The organism is Chelativorans sp. M5D2P16, from assembly GCF_034427935.1.
In the GTDB taxonomy this organism is placed as follows: Bacteria; Pseudomonadota; Alphaproteobacteria; order Rhizobiales; family Rhizobiaceae; genus Chelativorans.
This window is the reverse complement of the sequence record NZ_JAXQNM010000008.1, coordinates 299,896-317,378: the sequence shown is the minus strand read 5'-3', so window position 1 is coordinate 317,378 and position 17,483 is coordinate 299,896. Positions and strand designations below refer to the sequence as shown.

Here is a 17,483-nt window from a genome sequence, read left to right as displayed (position 1 = left end):
CCTCCTTTCGAGCGTTCATGAAGCTTCAGAACGCCACCTTGTCTCCACCCTTCAGTTCCAGGATCTCGCGCGCCTCGTCGGGCGTCGCGACGGCCATGCCGAGCCCTTCGATGATCTTGCGGGCCAATAGAACCTGCTCCGCGTTGGATTTGGCCAGCCTGCCCTTGCCCGCCCACAGGCTGTCCTCCAGCCCGACGCGGATGTTGCCGCCCATGGCGGCGGCTTGCGCGGCGATGCGCAACTGGCTGGCACCGGCGCCGAGGACGGACCAGCGGAAGTCCTTCCCGAACAGCCGGTCGGCCGTGCGCTTCATATGCGCCACGTCCTCCGGATGCGTGCCGATGCCGCCGAGCAGGCCGAAAACGGACTGCACGAAGAAAGGCGGCTTCACCAGGCCGCGATCGGCGAAATGGGCGAGATTGTAGAGGTGGGCGATATCGTAGCACTCGAACTCGAAGCGTGTGCCGTTGTCGTAGCAGGTCGACAGGATGTACTCGATATCCTTGAAGCTGTTGCGGAAAACGAGGTCGCGGGTAGCCTCGAGGTGCTGCTTTTCCCAATCGAACTTGAAGTCCTTGTACTTGTCGATCAGATGGTAGAGGCCGAAATTGATGGAGCCCATGTTGAGCGAGGCGACCTCCGGCTTGAACTGTGCGGCCGGCCTCACCCGCTCCTCCACTTTCATATAGGGGCTGCCGCCGGTCGTGATGTTGATGGCGGCATTGGTGTTCTGCTTGATGCGCGGCAGAAAACGGCCGAAGGCCTCCGGCGTCTGGTCCGGCCTGCCGGTCTCGGGGTCGCGGGCGTGAAGATGGAGGATGGCCGCGCCGGCTTCGGCGGCCGCCACCGCCTCCTCTGCAATCTGGTCCGGCGTTATCGGCAGGTAGGGCGACATGGTGGGTGTGTGGATCGCACCGGTGATCGCACAGGTGATGACCACCTTGCCGGCCGGTGCGGCCTTGGTCTCAGCGTTCATTCTCCAAACTCCTCGGCAGCTTTCTTCTTATGGGCGGCGAGCGCCATCAGGCGGCGGTCGCGCCAGACCTGGCGATCCTGTAGGGCGTCGGCGGGCAACCGGGCACGGCGTTCGGCCTCCACGCGATCCATGACAGCGCCCGCCCAATCGACCCGGTGTTGCACCTGCGCAAAGATGCGCTCATAGATTTTCTGGTAGCGCTCGGCATAGTCGCGCACGCCGCCCGGCGCGTTGAGGTCTATGGTCTCGAAGGGTCCCATAAAGGACCAGCGCAGCGCCAACCCCTCGCGAATGCCGGTGTCCACGTCCTCCACGCTCGCATAGCCTTCGGCCACCAGCCGGAAGGCCTCTTCCAAAAGCGCGCCCTGCATACGGTTCATGATGAAGCCGTCGAGCTCGCGCTTCATGACCAGCGGAGCGTGACCGGCCGAAACCAGGAAGGTGCGGGTGCGCTCGACCGTCTCGGCGGATGTCCACGGCGCCGGGACGACTTCAGCGGCGGGCACGAGGTAAGGCGGATTGATCGGGTGGACGACGAGGCAGCGCGCGCGGTGCTTCAGGCTCTCGGTGAAGGCGGAAGGCAGCAGCGCCGAGGTGGAGCTTGCAACAACGGCCGAGGGCGCCACGACCGCGTCCAGGCGCTTGAAGATCTCGATCTTGGTGTCGAGCACCTCCGGCGTGTTCTCCTGCACGTGATCGGCCTCGGCCACAGCCTCCGCGAGATCGCCCGCAACGGCGATGCGCCCGAGGACAGTGTCCGGCGCCTGCCCGTTCAGGAGGTCGTTGCGCTGCAGATCCGAAAGCACCCCGGCGATATAGTCGTGCGCCCGCCGCCCTGCCTCCGAGTCCCGGTCCCACAGGTGCACCGCGTGGCCGGCGCGGGCAAAGCTGATGGACCACGCCCTGCCGATAAAGCCGCTGCCGATGATGGCGGTCTTCATTGCCCTCGCCTCCTCAAAGCGTTTCCACGTTGCCGTCGACAGCGAGCGACTGGCCGGAGACATTGATGCCGGCTTCCGACAGCAGGAAGGCGACCATCGTCGCCACGTCATAGGGACTTGTCATGCGGCGCAGCGAGATGTTCTGGAGGTAGCGCTGGGTCATCTCCTCCTGCGAAATGCCGAGCTGGCCGGCGCGGGCGGAAATGACGCCCTCGATGCGCGGCCCTTCGATGATGCCCGGCAGGATGGCATTGACCCGGATGCCGTGCGGGCCGAGTTCCTTGGCGAGACTCTGGGTGAACCCGACGACACCGAACTTTGCCGAGGAATAGGGCGTGCGGTAGGCATATCCATGCCGGCCGGCCGCCGACGACATGTTGACGATGGACCCGCCGCCGGCAGCCTTCAGCAGGGGCACCGCGCGGCGGGCGCACAGGAACTGACCGGTGAGACAGACATCGATGCAGCGCCGCCACTCCGTAGGGTCGATCTCGTCCACGCCGCCCGTCGGACCGGCGATGCCCGCGTTGTTGATCAGGGCGTCAAGGCCGCCCAAGGTGGAAGCGGCCGCCTCGAACAGGCGGTCGACATCCGCTTCGTCGGTGACGTCGGCATGCAGAGCGACTTCCGGCACATAGGCCTTCCGGGCATCGTCAAGCGCGGCCCCGGAAACGTCACAGATGGCGATCCGCGCGCCGAGCCTTGCGAGCGTCTCGCCGATCGCGAAGCCGATGCCGGCCCCGCCGGCGGTGATCACAATACGCTGGCCGGCAAGGCCACCCAGAAATTCCTCAGCCGATACCGGCGCCTTGTTGGTCATTCCTCATCCCTCACTTTCATGTCCGCTTCTCGCGCAGCGCCACCACGGCAAGCAACACCACGAGACCGTAGAGGATCGCCCGCGTCGCGTAAGGCAGGTTGGTGCCGGCAAGCAGCATCTGCAGGGCCGTCAGAAGAAGGACGCCGCCGAGCATGCCGAGATAGTGCCCGCGCCCGCCGGTGATCAGCGCGCCGCCGACCACGACGACGGCGATCGAAGGCAGCAGGTAGTCGTCGCCCATGCCGAGGCTCGCCTGGCCGGAAAAACCCGTCAGAAGCACGCCCACGAGCCCAGCGCAAAAGCCCGAAAGCGTGTAGACCAGGAGCAGGGTCCGATCGACCGAGATGCCCGACAGCCTTGCCGCCCGCAGCCGGTTGCCGATGGCGTAGACACGGCGTCCGAAGGCAGTCTTGCCGAGAAGCAGCACGGCCCCCACCACGAAGAGAAACAGGAACAGGACGACCGGGGTGACCGGGCCGATCCTGCCGGTCATGAACCAGCGCAGCATCGGCGCGGCGAAACCGGCAGGCGTGCCTTGCGAGTAAAGCAGCGCAAAGCCTTGCAGGATGCCGTTCATGGCGAGCGTCATGACGATCGGCGAAATGCCCAGAAAGACGACACCGACACCGTTGGCGAAACCGATCAGCGCCGCCATCGCCAATACGAGCGGCAGGGCGTAGACGAGCGCGGCATCCGAGCCGTTCACCATGCCGGCCAGCACGATGCCGCTGATGCCGACGACCCAGGGCACGGAAAGATCGAGCCCGCCGGTCAGGATCACCGTGCCCTGCCCGAGCGCCAGCAACGCCAGGAAGCTCGACAGGACGGCGAGCGAGTTCCAGTAGGTCGGACTGAAGACGGTGCGGCCCAGCCACAGTTGCGTGACGAGGATGACGAGCACCAGGCAGACATAGGCGGGCAATGCGAAACGGAGCGTCTCGCGGTGGCGCTCGATGAAGCCGTGCCACTCGGCGGGATCGGTTTTCGGCGGACCCAGAAACGTTTTCAGGCGCCGGTCTGTCCGGTCGAGCTGCCCGGGCAATGTGCCCCGGCGGCGCGCGGAGACATAATCGCCAAGCGTGCGCAGGTGATTGGCCAGCTCGGAACTGCGCGAGGCGGAGCCGGCGAGCACGGCGAGAATGAGGATCGTTCCCTCGGCGATGGTCGAATAATAGGCCGACACGTTGAGGACGAGCAGGATGTTGACGACCATCATCAGGATGTAGGCGCCGAACACGGTACCCACCGGCCCGCCCTTGCCGCCGCCGAGCCGTGTGCCGCCGACGACCACCGCCGCGAACATCGACAGGAGCAGAGAATTGCCGACCAGAGGATCGCCGCTGCCCGTCTGGGCGCTGATGAAGACACCGGCCAGGCCGTAGCAGCCACCGGCGATCACATAGACCATGAAGCGCACGAAGACGACGCGCACGCCGGCCGCCGCGGCTGCGTCAGGATCGCTGCCGACCGCATAGAGCGCGGGGCCGAAACGCGTGTTCTTCAGCCACAGCCAGACGGCGACGACGGCCAGGATCAGCGCCACAGGCATCGGCAGGAAACCGGGGATCGCATCGCCCAGATAGAAGGTGCCGAAGTCGGGCGAGACGAAGCCGCCGGGCTTGTCCATGACGAGCAGCGTGACACCCTGGAGGATGAACATGGTCGACAGCGTGACGACGATGGGCTGGAGCCGCAGAACGGCGACGAAGAAGCCGTTGAAGGCGCCGGTCAGCATGCCGATTCCGATGCCTGCAAGCGTCCACAGGACGACGCTCGTGCCCGTCGTCATCGGGTCCATGCTCTGGGCGAGCACGACATTGACCAGCGAGATCACCGCGCCTGCCGAAAGATCGAAGCCGCCGGACAGGATCACGAGGGTCTGGCCCACCGAGGCCAGCGCCAGCGTGGCGCCGCCGCTCGACAGGAAGGAAATGTCGAAATAAGTGAGCGGCCCGCTGCTGACGAAATTGACGAGGCCCAAAAGCGCCAGGAAGACGAAGAGTGCAATCAGCACCCCCCTATTGTCCGCGCCCAACCGGGCAATGGTCGCCCTTCCGCCGGGCGAACGAATTGTGGCGCTGCTCATTCCGCCGCCTCCCTGGCCACGGCATCATGGCCCAAAGCGGGGCGCATGATCGCCCCTTCCGACAAATCCCCTGCGGAAAGCTCCGCGGCCACACGCCCGTCGTAAAGCACCAACACCCGGTCACTAAGGTGGACGAGTTCCGGGATCTCGGTCGAGTGCAGGAGGATCGAGCCACCCGCCTCCACATAGTCGCGCATCATCTGGTAAAGCTCGTGTTTGGTGCCGACGTCGATTCCGCGGGTGGGATCGAAGAGGAGCAGGATGCGGCTCTCGGCCACCAGCCATTTGGCAATTGCTATCTTCTGCTGGTTGCCGCCGGAAAACGCCCCGGCCGGTGTCCACAGCGCCCGCTCGTCCACCTCGACGGTCGAAAAGGCGGACCGGACGGCTTGGGTTTCAGCATCGTTGCGGATGAAGCCGCGGCGGGTAAACCGGTCGATCACCGGAAGGGACGCGTTGGTCTTACCGTTCAATTTGAGAAACAGGCCCTCGGTCTTGCGGTCCTCCGGCACCAAGCCGATGGCGATGTTCGGCCGGATGGCGTCGGCCGGCGAGGCGAAGGAGACCTTTCGCCCATCCACCAGGATTTCGCCGCCGTCCACCCGCTCCATACCGTAGCAGGCCAGGAAGAGGTCGAGCTGTCCCATGCCCTGCAGGCCGGCGACGCCGAGGATTTCGCCGCGGTGCAGGTCGAAGCTGACGTCGCGGAGCTTGGCGCCGACCTTGAGCTGCCGCACGCCGAGCACGGCCTCGCCCGTCTTTTGCGTGTCGGGTCGGACGGGAAAGGTCTGCGCCATGCTGCGGCCGATGATATTCTCGATCACCTGCGCGTCGGTGATCGCATCGACCGGGCTCGTGACGATGTGCCGGCCGTTGCGCAGGATGGTCAGCGTATCGCAGAAGGCGCGGACCTCGCGCATGCGATGGGTGATGAAGACGATCGTCGTGCCGTCTGCCTTCAATCTGGCAATGATATCAGCCAACCAGTCCACATCGCTGCCGGCGAGCGTGGATGTCGGCTCGTCCAGGAGCAGGATGCGCGGCTTGCGGTAGATCGCCCGCGCGATCTCGATCTTCTGCTGGACCGCGAGATCCAGCGTATCGGCGCGCGCGTCGAGATCGACCGCAAGGGCCAGCTCCTCGAAATGGCGGCGAACGTCCCGCCGTGCCGCCGCGCGGCGGATCAGGCCGGTCACGCCCATCGGCGCATAGGGCATCAGCATGTTGTCCAGCACGCTGAGATCCGGCACCAGGGTCATTTCCTGGAACGCGGTCTGGACGCCGTGGCGATGGGCCACCCGCGGGTTGTTCAACGCCACCTTCTTGTCGCAGATCTCGATGCGCCCCCGGTCGGGCCGCAGAAGCCCGGAGAGCAGCTTGACGACTGTCGATTTGCCGGCACCGTTTTCCCCGAGCAGCGCATGAACACTGCCTTCGGCGATCTTGAAGGAAACACCGTCGACGGCTTTCGTGGCGCCGAAGGCCTTGTGGATATCGGCGACGTCGACCGCCACCCGTTTCGCCTCGCTCATTCGTCCTGTCCGCTTTTCCGGGACGGGCGCATGCGCACCCGCCCCATCCCAGGCACGGGATGGTCGTCCATCCCTGCGGCGATTATTCCTCGGGCTGGCCGACCAGCGCGGCGTTGAGGCCGATCTCCGGCGTTTCTCCCGAGAAGATCGAGGCGAACCAGCCCGGGTTCGAGACGAGCGCCGGCTTGAAGGCGTTGCAGCCCTCCTTCATCTCCTCCCAGCTTCCTTCCTCACAAAGCTCGATGGTCTCGTTGGTGACGACGGGCAGCGGCAGCGTCGTGCGCTTCGGCACGTCCTCTCCCTCGAGGGCGGCAACCGCGAGCTTCAGGGCGAGCGCGCCGGAATAAGGCGGAGAGGCATAGGAGATGCGCGGCGCGCCCAGCGGTGCATAGGGCATCGAGGCACCTTCCACCTCGGTGTCGGGCGGCAGCATCTGGATGCGACCGCCATTGGAGCCTTCGCCCGCACACGGCAGCAGGTCCTCGGGCGCCCTGCCCGCCTCGAGCTGCATGGCATTGGCGGTGAAGCAGCCGACCTGCATCCACAATCCGTCGATCTCATCCCAGTTGCGGGTGGAAAGGATTTTTGACAGTTCCGTGCGGGCGACGGCCTGGCTCCACATACCGACGGCCTCGCCGACGATGTTGATACCGGGATGCTCGGCGAACACCTCCTTTGCCGCCCTGGTACGCTGCTCGTCGACGGAGGTGCCGGGCACCCCGGTCACGGCAATGATGTTGCCCTCGCCGCCGAGCTCGTCCACCAGCCATTTTGCGGTCACGCGGCCGGCTTCCTCCTGGTCGATCGTGATGTTGTAGGCGCAAGGCTCGGTGATCTCGCCGTCATAGGCGAAGACCTTCACGCCCTTGTCGCAGGCGTTCTTGACCACCTGGTTGAGGGCTGTTGGGGAAATGGGAAAGACGAGGATGGCGTCGGCGCCGGCCTGCACCATGGCATTGATCTGCTGGATCTGACGCTGCGCGTTGGGGCCGGCCACCTGCACCTGGAGGTCGACCCTGTCGGCATAATTCGGATGCGCCGCCATGGCCTTGATCATGTTGGCGGCTTCAGCCTGCCAATCGTTGCCGATGTAGCTCATGCTAAGGAAAATCTTGTGCTTTTCCTCCTGGGCCTGGGCTCCGGCGACGCCGAGGGCCGCAGCCGCCGTTCCCGCCAGCAAAGCGAGTCGTCTGGCGATCGATGCGAAATCCATGTCGTGTCCTCCCTGGTTGATCCTGCGAACGGCCTCCCGTCGGCCTCTGAACGGGGCCCTTGCCATTCGCGGTTTCTGACCGTAGCATCTTTTGATCAAAGATCAATGATGGAAAACTTTGATCGAACGAACGGGAAAACCTTGACTGCGCCGGGCGAAAGCCTGCATCGGAAAGGAAGGCGACCGGCCGGGAAGGCAGACACGAAGAGGGGCTGGAGTGGTGTTCAAGAAGGCGGGCGTGGAGATCACGCCCCTGTCCCGGGAGACCCTGCAGGACCGGGTCCACCGCTACATCACGGAACTGATTCTCGACGGCAGCATCGTTCCGGGCGAGACCGTCACCATTCAGAGCCTTGCCGATGCCTTCGGCGTGAGCCCGATGCCGGTGCGCGAGGCGCTGAGACGGCTCACCGCCGCCAACGCGCTGACGGTCGTTTCAGGCCGCTCCATCGGCATCCCGGCGCTCAGCCGCGCCCGCCTGACCGATCTCAGGAACGTGCGCAGCGCCATCGAACCCATCGCCGCAGGCTGGGCGGCCGAGCGTATCGACGCTGATGGCCTTGCCGTCCTGCGCCAGCATCTGGACGCCCTCGAAAGCGCCAATGCGGCAGGCGACGTGAAAGCCTATCTGCGCGCCAACTACACCTTCCATTTCGCCATCTACCGCGCGGCCGGTTCGGAGAACATCCTGAAGATCATCGAAAATCTGTGGCTGCAGATCAGCCCCTATTTCAACATGCTCGACGATTCGGGAAACTATTCGACCGCCAACGAGCACCACCAGGCGATGTTTGCCGCGCTCGCCAATCGCGATGCCGAGGCGGTACAGGCCGCCATCCGCGCCGATATCGACGCCGCCTTCCACATCCTGATGGACATGCTCGATTAACGGCGCAAGCCGACGGTCTTCTGCCAGGACGAGGCTCGGTCGCCGCAACGCGCCACTTAAAACGTGTCAGTCGTGATATCTGTAGAGGTCGGCGGAGCGGTCGAGATGCGAGCGCATCGCCGCGGCCGCCCGTTCGGGGTCCCCCTCTTCGATGCAGGCGACGATCTCCTCGTGCTCGCTCAGCGTCACGTTCTCCTGGCCGGACCAGAAGAGAAGGTCCGTGTGATAGTTGAAAAGCCAGTTCAACATGGCATCGCTGATCGCCGCGAAGATGGGGTTGTCGGACAGGCTGGCGATCTTGCGGTGGAAGGCCATGTCCGTCTTTATGAAGGCCGCCGCGTCGCCAAGCTTGGACCTCTGCTCCTCAACCAGCCGCTTCAGGTCTTCGATGTCGGCCGGCTGCGCCCGTTCCGTGGCGATGCGGATCATGCCGAGCTCGAACAGGCGGCGCGCCTCCTTCAGATGTTCCAGATTGTCGGGCGACGCCGACAGGAGCATGCGTGCCACCATGTCCATCTGCCGGAACATCATGTCAGCCGAAAGTTCGCTGACGCGCGCCCGCTCGCCATGCGAAATCGTGATCAGCCCCAGCGTATGCATGGACTGCATGGCCTCCCGGACCGCGGGACGGCCAACGCCGAAACGCTCCATGAGCTCACGCTCCGACGGCATGAGATCGCCGGGCCCCAGCTCGCCGCGCACGATCATCTCGCGCAGCCGCTCCAGAACCTGGTCCGACAGCTTGCGCCGTATGATCTTGCTATCTTCGGCGTTCGAGCCGTTCCATCTATCCATCGAGCTCATGCTTCGCGTCGATTCACCGGGCATCCTCTTTCGTCAGCCTGTCGGTTTCATTTTATCAAAGCGCTTCGAACATCCACCTATCGAATTTACGCGGACTCCGACACCCTCGCTAACGGAAAACACGCGTTTCAAAGGCCGCAAGTTCGTGCGTGGGGCCAAAGTCCACAGTGATCGGCTGCGGCGTCAGATTGGCCACGACAACGGCCGGACCCGTCTCCGCCTCGGCGGCGATGGCCGCGACCCGCCCACTCGCGGTGCGACAATCGATCAGTGGCGCCCCGGTGCAACGGGCAAGATCGGCAACCGCCTGCCCAACCGGAAGAAGCGCGCCCGACCGCCGGTCGATGAGCCCTCGGGGTCCGGTAAAACCGGCCGGCACCCAGCGCTCGATCCCCGCCGGTGCGATGGCGGCTGCATAGCCGACCGTCCAGGCGGCGGCGAACAGGCCGCGCTGCCGCGGGTCGTCGTCGGCCATGCAGAGTCTCTCGGCGTTCGGGTTCGCAAAGGTGCGGCTGCCGTAAGGGTTCTGCCGCATGGCAATGGTGGAAGGGCCGAGGCGATAGCGCTTGCCGGCGCCGATGATCGCCCGGACCGAGCGCGTGATGTGCGGCAGCGTCTCAAGTGTCTCCATCACGCTTTCGTCGTCGGCGGCATGGACGATCGGATTGGTGGCGTGGGTGACGAAATCAAGCATGTCTACGGGTGGCCGTTTACGGTTCAGCTCCGTGAAATAACTGAACATGCCGCCGCCGAGCAGGAGGCCCGGAAAGGCCTCCCGCGCCGCCGCGTAGACCGCCTCCAGGGGCGGACAGTCCGGCCAGACGCTGCCCGGCGGTGTCGACTGGCGATCGACCGCCGGGCACACGGCGATGGATGAGAGCGCCAGCAGCATCTCGCGCACCTGCCGCGCCAGCGTCTGCATCTCAGCGTCCAGATCGCCCGCGCAGACCGCCACATATTCCAGCTCGTAGCGCGCCGGATAAGCCTGCTGCAAGGCGGCGAAGTCCGCCAGCGCCTCGGGCCCGTGGCCCGCGGTCGGATCGAAATGGCAGAGGATCGCCTGCGGTCCGACCGCACGGAGCTGCTCGAGACGGGAGAGCGCGTCCCTCACCTCCTCCGGTGCGATCACGAGTCCGACGTCGGGGAAGCGCCGGTGGGACGTGCCGCCGAGGTCTATGCGCACGCGCGCATCGCGCGGCGAACGGTGGACGGGCGCCGGCGTATCCCGCTTGGCCGCGACGACGACCTCGACGCTCTGGCTGTTCTTCACGCCCGAGTGCAGCGTATATGGCCAAGGCAGTTCCAGCGGCCGCACATAGGTCTTGTAGGAAGCGTCGGACCAGTTGCGCTGGTCCTCCATCTCGAACACGTCCCCCTCCATGCGGCACGTCGCCTTGAGATGGGGCGCTGGCTCGTGGGTGATGGCGCGGATCGACTTGAAGGGCTGCCACGGGTCGATCAGCTCTGGAAAGACCGTGCTCTCCACCGACCCGTCGCAATGCTCCACCGTGACGGGAGCGCCGGCAAGACCCGTAATCGGGTGCAGCACGTTGAAGCCGCACCGGTTGGTATCGAAGTCGCCCTCCGGCACCGCATCGACGGAAAAACGCAGCCGTCCGTCGGCCGTGCCGCGGATCTCTGCACCGTAGGCCAGCCGTGCGTCGCCATTCACGCAGGTGCCGCGATAGGTGACGCGGAAACCGTCCTCGTTCTCCTCGACCGTGGCGAGGTCGATTTCGGGCTGGAGCGTGCCCCAGTCCTGGTCCCGCACGACATAGGAGACGGCGCGCAGCACCTCGTGACCGTCATAGCGGAGATAGCGCAAATTGCCGCCCTCGAGGCGCGCTTCGAGCGCCCCGGCCCGCAATATCCTGCAGGGTGTCGGCGGTACTGCCGTGCCGTACAGCCTGAGCGCTTCTTCCGCTTCCGGAGCCATCACGCAAACTCCGCCATCGCGATCGACCGGCTGCCTTCCGCGGCGGAGCGGTAGGCCGCTTCGACGAGCGCCAGTGTTTCGAGATTATCGCGGCCGGAGGTTTCCGGCGCCCGGCCGGATTCGAGGCATTCGATGAAGTGGCGCTCGATGTTGAAGACGCTTTCCTGGATGCCGTGCCAGGGACGCTCCGCCCAGGCCAGGACGGGGGGCGACACGTCCTTGTCCACCGTTTCTCCGCCGTTGTGCACGACCATACGGTAGCCGGCCGACAGGCGCAGCGTGCCCTCGCTTCCGTCGATCTCGAGAAGTGTTTCGGGAAAGTTTTCCTGCGGCAGTTCGGTCGCATAGCTGCAGTCGACGACGCTGGTGACGCCGCCCTGGTGCATCAGCATCATGGTCGCCACGTCCTCGGCGCGGATTCTTGGGTTCACCCGTCGCGTGCTGGCGCAGATCGTGGCCACATCGCCGAAGAGGAAGCGTGCGACATCAAGGATATGGATGCCGAGGTCCTGGATGATGAAGCGTTCGTCCGTCGCCAGATAGGGCTGCGCCTTGTAGACGTCATAGGCGGAACGGAAGCTGACACGCCCCCAGAAAGGGGTGCCGATGGCGCCCTTGTCGATCTCCGTCCTTGCCGCGCGAAGGGCCGATTGCCAGCGAAAGTTCTCGTGCACCATGAGCATAACGCCGGCCCTTTCGGCCGCGCTGACCATGCGGCCGGCGTCGTCGAGGTTGGCGGCGAACGGTTTCTGGCAGACGATGTGGCGGCCCCGGGAAGCCGCCAGTTCGACCAGGGGCCGATGTGTCTCCACCGTGGTGGCGATATCGACGAAATCCAGACCCTCGGCTGCAAGCATGGCGTCTGCCTCGGTATAGACCCGCTCGATCCCGAAGCGACGCGCCGTCTCCTCCAGCCGCGTCCGGTCACGGTCGCAAAGGGCGACGATGTCAGCACCGTCGACGTCACGCCAGGCGTGCAGATGGTTCTGAGCAAAGAACCCGCAACCGATCAATGCACCTTTTCTCATGTAACCTCCCTTAGCGGCCGAGCGCGGTCTGCTGCTGCAGGGCGACGCGCGCCTGCAGCCGCTGCTGTGCCTGGTCGACCACGACCGCGGCGATGATCACTAGGCCCTTGATGACCGTCTGCCAGAACGAGCTCACGCCCATCATGACCAGCCCGTCCGATAGAATCCCGATGACGAACGCGCCGATGATGGTGCCGCCGATGCGCCCACGCCCGCCGGACATGGACGTGCCGCCCAGAACGGCCGCCGCGATGGCGTTCAGCTCGAAGGTTTCGCCGGTGGCCGGGTGCGCCGCGACGAGCTGCGAGGAAATAATAAGACCCACAATCGCCGCGCAGAACCCCGAAAACATGTAGACGAACAGCTTGACCCGGTTCACCTTCACGCCCGACAGTGCCGCCGCCCGTTCATTGCCGCCGACGGCATAGATGTACCGGCCGAGCGGCGTGCGGCCGGCGAGATAGGCGGCGCCACATCCCACTGCGATGAGAATCCAGATGGAGACCGGCACGCCCAGAAACGAGCCCGAGCCTATGAGATAAAAGCCCGTCGAGCCGTATTCCGGATTGCCGGTCAGATTGGGGAAGGTTTCGCCGTCCGAGGATAGGAGTGCCAGACCGCGCGCGACATAGAGCGTTCCAAGCGTGGCGATGAACGGGGCGACGTTGAGCTTCGTCACCAGCAATCCGTTGATCGCCCCAAACAGGGTGCCGACGAGCAGCGTGATGAGGATGATCTCGAAGAGGTTGAAATAGAGCGTATAGCCGATGCCGAGGTCGATGCCGTTGAGGATCAGCCAGCCGGCCACCATGCCGCAAAGCCCGACAATCGAGCCCACCGACAGATCGATGCCGCCGGTGATGATGACGAAGGTCATGCCGATCGCCAGAAAGGCGTTCAACGCCACATGCTTGGACATGATGACCATGTTCGCCGTGCTGAGGAAGTTCGGCGCGGCAAAGGCGAAGAAGGTGAAAACGGCGATCAGCGCGATGAAGGTCCTGAGCTTCAACAGCAGCAGGATCAACGGCTGGGACTGGCCCGGAGCGCTCAGCGCTGCGGCATTGGTCGTCATGTTCGGCTTTCCTCCTCATGGCCCGCGGGCGCGTGGCCGACGGCGGACGCAGCGACGATCTGCGCTTCGTCCGCTTGCGCGGGATCGAATTCTCCAGTGATGCGGCCGTTCGACATCACGATGATGCGGTCGGACAGAGCCATCACTTCTTCCAGGTCCGATGTGACGAAGAGAATGCCGAGCCCTTCCGCCGCCAGCCGCCGCATCATGCGAAAGACCTCGGCCTTTGCACCGACGTCGATGCCGCGGCTCGGCTCGTCCATCAGCAGGATCTTCGGCCGCGTCATCAGCGCCTTGCCGATCACCACCTTCTGCTGATTGCCGCCCGAAAGGGAACTGACCGGGTTTTCCGGACTGGCGATCTTGATGGCCAGGTCGCGCACGAACGACAGAACTCCCTCACGCTCGCGCTTGAGGCTGAGATGGAAGCCGCGCGCAAAGGCACCCAGGCTGGACAGCGACATGTTTTCGCGGATGGACAGGATCTGTACCAGCCCCTCGGCTTTGCGGTCCTCTGGGATCAGGGCGAGCCCGCGCGCGATGCGCCCGGCGACGTCCGGTTCGTCAAGGGGCTTTCCTTCGACGTAGAACCTGCCGATCGCATGCCGATGCTGCGCCATGATGCACTCGAAGAGTTCCGAGCGCCCTGCCCCCATCAGGCCGTAGATGCCGACGATCTCCCCGGCCCTCAAGGACAGCGAAACGTGATCGACGGCGTAGCCGCCGCTCTTGCGCGGCAGGCAGATATCTTCCGCCCGGAAAAGCTCGGGGCCCAACGCGTGGTCCTCCACCCGTGCGTAGTCCTTTGAGGAAGCGCCGATCATGCTGCGGACGATCCAGTCGACGTCGACCCCGTTCATGCTGCGCGCACCGGTAATCCGGCCGTCGCGCAGCACCGTGATGTAGTCGCCGATGCGGATCAGCTCTTCCAGTCGGTGCGAGATGTAGACGATGCCGACGCCGCGCTTCTTGAGGTCAGTGATCACGCGGAACAGGATTTCGACCTCCGAGGCACTCAGGGCCGAGGTCGGCTCGTCCATGATCAGGATGCGCGCGTCCTGGGCGAGCGCCTTGGCGATCTCGACGATCTGCTGCTCGCCGATGCGCAATTCGCCCACCAGGGCGTCGGGCGGAATATCGTGCTCGAGCCGTTTCATCAGCGCGGCCGCGGCCTTGCGCTGCTCATCGGCCTTGATGTCGATGCGACCGCGGGTCTTCTCCCGCGCGATGAAGATATTCTCCGCGACCGTCATGTTCGGGAACAGATTGAGTTCCTGGAAGACGATGCCGATGCCGTGGCGCGCCGCCGCGCGCGTGTCGGCGAAGGTGACCGGCTCGCCGTTCATGCGGATTTCGCCCGCCGTAAGCTGCTCCACGCCCGCGATGATCTTCATCAGCGTGGACTTGCCGGCCCCGTTCTCGCCCACCAGCACGTTGACGGCCCCCAGCCGCACGTCGAAGTCGACGTCGTCGAGCGCCAGCGTGCCGGGATAGACCTTTCTGGCACCGCGCACGGAAAGACCGATCTGGTGTTCTTCGCTCATTGTTCGTCCAACGCGATTTCGACCGGCGTCACCAGCACAGCGCCACCCTTGCCGCGAACGGTGAACGCACCCAATGCCTCGACTTTCCGCCCCACCAGACCCTCGCGAGACAGGCTTTCGAGCGCCGTCTCGTAGGCCTTCGTGTTCAACGCCCTTGAGAGCTGGGCGAACTCGATCTGGTCGGTGAAGGAGGAGAAATCGACAAAGGCCAGCACGTCGCGCAGTGCCGTGCCGCGAATGACAGGGCCGAGCTGCAGGACGGCGTCGGCCGTGCCGTCACCGTCGACGTCGACATCGGCCGTGGCGGCGCGCGTGTCGGTTTCGGCGGCAATGACGGTGCCCGTGACGAGGGTCGCGAAATTCCACGGGGTGCCTTCGCTCGTAGGCCTGTAGCCATGGGCCTCGCCGGCCGCATCCAAGTCGGCCTCGATGGCGGGACCGAGGGTGGCGAAGTCGGTCGCGTTTTCCTGGAGATAGGGCAGAACCCGGGGGGTCCAGATCTCCTCCACCATTCTGGTCATGTCGCCGTCCGGCGCGCTGGACACCATGCCGCCCTCGCCGGCGGGATCATCCGTGTTCTTCACCAGCTTGCAGCCGACGAGCCCGCCGACGGCAACAATCAGGCAAAGCGTCGGGAATGCAGTGCGAACCATACGGTCGCCTCCTCGACGTGAACGTGAAACGGAGTTGTCCGCGCCTCCCCGGCCGCAGGACCTCGTTCGCTGGGGTCCGCGGACCGGAGAGGCCGGGATAAACCCTTAGCGGCTACTGCAGACGGAAGTTGTCGAGCTGACCGGCATTCTCAGAAGTGACCAGAATGCAATCCATCAGCTGCTTCTCGTCCTGGCCGGTCGAACCCGTCTTGAGATACTGGTCCGCCTGCTCGACCGCCAGTTCCGCCTGCCGGTAGGCCGGCTGGAGAACGGTCGCCTTGATTCCGCCATCGAGGATCGAGTCGCGCACGTCGTTGCTACCGTCGAAACCGACGAGGATGACGTCCTCGCGTCCCGCCGCCTTGAGCGCCGCCCAGGCACCCATGGCCATGGTGTCGTTGCCGGAAATGACGCCCTTGATGTCCGGATTGGCCTGGAGGATGGTTTCCATCTTCTCGTAGGCTTCCGTCTGGCTCCAGTTGGCGGACTGCTGCGCCACCATCTCCATGTCCGGATACTGGTCGATGACATCATGGTAGCCGGCGGAGCGGATGCCGGCATTCGTGTCGGCCTCACGCCCCAGAAGCTCGGCATATTTGCCTTCCTCGCCCATCAGCCGGACGAACTCCTCCGCACCGAGCTGTGCGCCCTGATAGTTGTTGGAAACGATCTGTGAGACGGCGATGCCCGTTTCCTTGATCTCCCGGTCGATCAGGAAGGAGGGAATTCCGGCTTCCTTGGCACGGCGCACTGGCGCCACCGTCGCGTCCGCCCCGGCATTATCGAGAATGATCGCCTTTGCCCCGCGGGCGATCGCCGTATCGAACATCTCGCTCTGCTTGTTCGGGTCGTCGTCATGGACGAGCACCAGCGTGTCGTAGCCGAGTTCCTGCGCCTTCTTTTCCGCGGCAACCGCCTCCGCCTTGAAGAAGGGGTTGTCGTGAGACGGCGTGATGATGGCCATCAGATCGGCCGCCCAGGCACTGCCGGAACAGGCCAGAGACACGGCGACGGCCGCGCCCGCAAGCAAGGTTCTGCGTTTGAAATCCATAAGTTCCTCCCTTGTTCGACTTCCAATCAATCTTTCGAATGCCGCTCCACCGGCCGGACAGACCGGCTGCCGTCAGGTGATGCGGCGGATGCTTTCGGCGATCTCCTCCGGCTCGAACACGCCAAGCCAGTCGTCGCGCATCAGCCGCGGCTTGCCGTTGGCGATCGCCTTGTTGCAGGCGTCCGAGAAGACGCCGTCCACCTCGCCCATGACGACGGCACCCAGAACGTTGAGATGGCCGAGCAGGAAATCGCGCGCGGCCGTGGGGTCGACGCCGCGCCGGACGACCTCGTCCATGGCCTCCTTCATTACCACCAGAAGCGTGGCGCAGACGGTCTCCGACAGCCCAGGCTCGAGGAGCGCCATCTGCTCGACCGTTACCCGGTGGGAGCGAAGAATGGGCTTGAAGATCGTTTTGGCGATCTCCTCACCAACCGCAAAATCCTCCTCCGGCCCCTGCATGAGGGCGCTGACGATGGCCTGTTTGGCCGCAATGCCGCCGAAATGGTCGTGCCTGGCCGCCATCTCCGTCTCGTCGTTGAAAATGGGCGGGTGGCAGGGGTGCGTGACGAAAAAGGTGACATCCTCGCGCCCGGGAAGATGACCGGCGAAAGGTGCGGCAGCATCGAGCGCGATCAGCATCGTCCCCGGGGCCACCTTGTGGATCAGTCCTTCCGCGACCTTCCGGATCGCCGTATCGGGCACGGCCAGAATGACGGCGCGTGCGCCTTCAAGCGCCTCTTCCAGTGCCAGGCAGTCCGCGCCGACTTCATCCTTCAGGCGCCGGCGTCCCGCCTCGCTGACCTCGACATGCGCCACCGAGTAGCGCGACCCCTTGAGGTTGCGCGACAGGCGCACACCCATTTTTCCACCAGCCCCGACAAGCGCGATCTTCATGAACTCTCCCCTTCTTCGCCGCCGATCCTAGGCAAGAT

General features: G+C 64.9%; 15 protein-coding genes. 1 reads left to right on the top strand and 14 read right to left on the bottom strand.

Features of this window, described 5'->3' with window-relative positions; genetic code table 11:
* Positions 1 to 25 precede the first annotated feature (25 nt).
* The 6 genes from SIN08_RS04455 to SIN08_RS04430 all read right to left on the bottom strand — a co-directional run bounded on the left by SIN08_RS04455 (position 26) and on the right by SIN08_RS04430 (position 7,568).
* Positions 26 to 976: a 3-keto-5-aminohexanoate cleavage protein gene (locus SIN08_RS04455; RefSeq protein WP_322450360.1), complete on the bottom strand. Its 951-nt coding sequence runs from the start codon at positions 974 to 976 to the stop codon at positions 26 to 28.
* Positions 973 to 1,917, bottom strand: a complete 945-nt coding sequence (locus tag SIN08_RS04450; RefSeq protein WP_322450358.1) for a 3-hydroxyacyl-CoA dehydrogenase — start codon at positions 1,915 to 1,917, stop codon at positions 973 to 975. Before SIN08_RS04450 ends, SIN08_RS04455 begins: the two co-directional genes overlap by 4 nt.
* Positions 1,918 to 1,930: 13 nt before the next feature.
* Positions 1,931 to 2,737: an SDR family oxidoreductase gene (locus tag SIN08_RS04445; RefSeq protein ID WP_322450356.1), complete on the bottom strand. Its 807-nt coding sequence runs from the start codon at positions 2,735 to 2,737 to the stop codon at positions 1,931 to 1,933.
* Positions 2,738 to 2,753: 16 nt separating this feature from the next.
* A complete protein-coding gene (locus SIN08_RS04440; RefSeq protein ID WP_322450354.1) occupies positions 2,754 to 4,823 on the bottom strand; it encodes an ABC transporter permease in 2,070 nt (689 codons plus the stop codon).
* A complete protein-coding gene (locus tag SIN08_RS04435) occupies positions 4,820 to 6,355 on the bottom strand; it encodes a sugar ABC transporter ATP-binding protein (protein WP_322450353.1) in 1,536 nt (511 codons plus the stop codon). The genes SIN08_RS04440 and SIN08_RS04435 overlap by 4 nt, the downstream gene beginning before the upstream one ends.
* A gap of 82 nt (positions 6,356 to 6,437) precedes the next feature.
* Positions 6,438 to 7,568, bottom strand: a complete 1,131-nt coding sequence (locus SIN08_RS04430; protein ID WP_322450352.1) for a sugar ABC transporter substrate-binding protein — start codon at positions 7,566 to 7,568, stop codon at positions 6,438 to 6,440.
* A 217-nt stretch (positions 7,569 to 7,785) separates the two neighbouring features.
* Between SIN08_RS04430 and SIN08_RS04425 the strand changes: the two genes are divergently transcribed.
* Positions 7,786 to 8,457 carry a GntR family transcriptional regulator gene (locus SIN08_RS04425; RefSeq protein WP_322450351.1) on the top strand — a complete coding sequence of 224 codons (672 nt, stop codon included), beginning with the start codon at positions 7,786 to 7,788 and terminating at the stop codon, positions 8,455 to 8,457.
* A gap of 66 nt (positions 8,458 to 8,523) precedes the next feature.
* On the opposite strand, the gene SIN08_RS04420 is transcribed toward SIN08_RS04425, so the two are convergent.
* The 8 genes from SIN08_RS04420 to SIN08_RS04385 all read right to left on the bottom strand — a co-directional run bounded on the left by SIN08_RS04420 (position 8,524) and on the right by SIN08_RS04385 (position 17,445).
* A complete protein-coding gene (locus tag SIN08_RS04420) occupies positions 8,524 to 9,252 on the bottom strand; it encodes a transcriptional regulator NanR (protein WP_322450350.1) in 729 nt (242 codons plus the stop codon).
* 118 nt (positions 9,253 to 9,370) lie between these two features.
* Positions 9,371 to 11,197 (bottom strand): hypothetical protein, encoded by a 1,827-nt coding sequence (locus SIN08_RS04415; RefSeq protein WP_322450349.1) that lies wholly within the window; start codon positions 11,195 to 11,197, stop codon positions 9,371 to 9,373.
* Positions 11,197 to 12,225, bottom strand: coding sequence for a Gfo/Idh/MocA family oxidoreductase (locus SIN08_RS04410; protein ID WP_322450348.1), 1,029 nt, complete (start codon positions 12,223 to 12,225; stop codon positions 11,197 to 11,199). Before SIN08_RS04410 ends, SIN08_RS04415 begins: the two co-directional genes overlap by 1 nt.
* 10 nt (positions 12,226 to 12,235) lie before the next feature.
* Complete coding sequence (locus tag SIN08_RS04405; RefSeq protein ID WP_322450346.1) at positions 12,236 to 13,300, bottom strand: ABC transporter permease; 1,065 nt, start codon at positions 13,298 to 13,300, stop codon at positions 12,236 to 12,238.
* A complete protein-coding gene (locus tag SIN08_RS04400; RefSeq protein ID WP_322450345.1) occupies positions 13,297 to 14,844 on the bottom strand; it encodes a sugar ABC transporter ATP-binding protein in 1,548 nt (515 codons plus the stop codon). The genes SIN08_RS04405 and SIN08_RS04400 overlap by 4 nt, the downstream gene beginning before the upstream one ends.
* Positions 14,841 to 15,497, bottom strand: a complete 657-nt coding sequence (locus SIN08_RS04395) for a DUF2291 domain-containing protein (RefSeq protein ID WP_322450344.1) — start codon at positions 15,495 to 15,497, stop codon at positions 14,841 to 14,843. The genes SIN08_RS04400 and SIN08_RS04395 overlap by 4 nt, the downstream gene beginning before the upstream one ends.
* A 112-nt stretch (positions 15,498 to 15,609) precedes the next feature.
* Positions 15,610 to 16,548, bottom strand: a complete 939-nt coding sequence (locus SIN08_RS04390; RefSeq protein ID WP_322450343.1) for a D-ribose ABC transporter substrate-binding protein — start codon at positions 16,546 to 16,548, stop codon at positions 15,610 to 15,612.
* Positions 16,549 to 16,620: 72 nt separating this feature from the next.
* Complete coding sequence (locus SIN08_RS04385) at positions 16,621 to 17,445, bottom strand: phosphogluconate dehydrogenase C-terminal domain-containing protein (protein WP_322450342.1); 825 nt, start codon at positions 17,443 to 17,445, stop codon at positions 16,621 to 16,623.
* Positions 17,446 to 17,483: the final 38 nt, after the last annotated feature.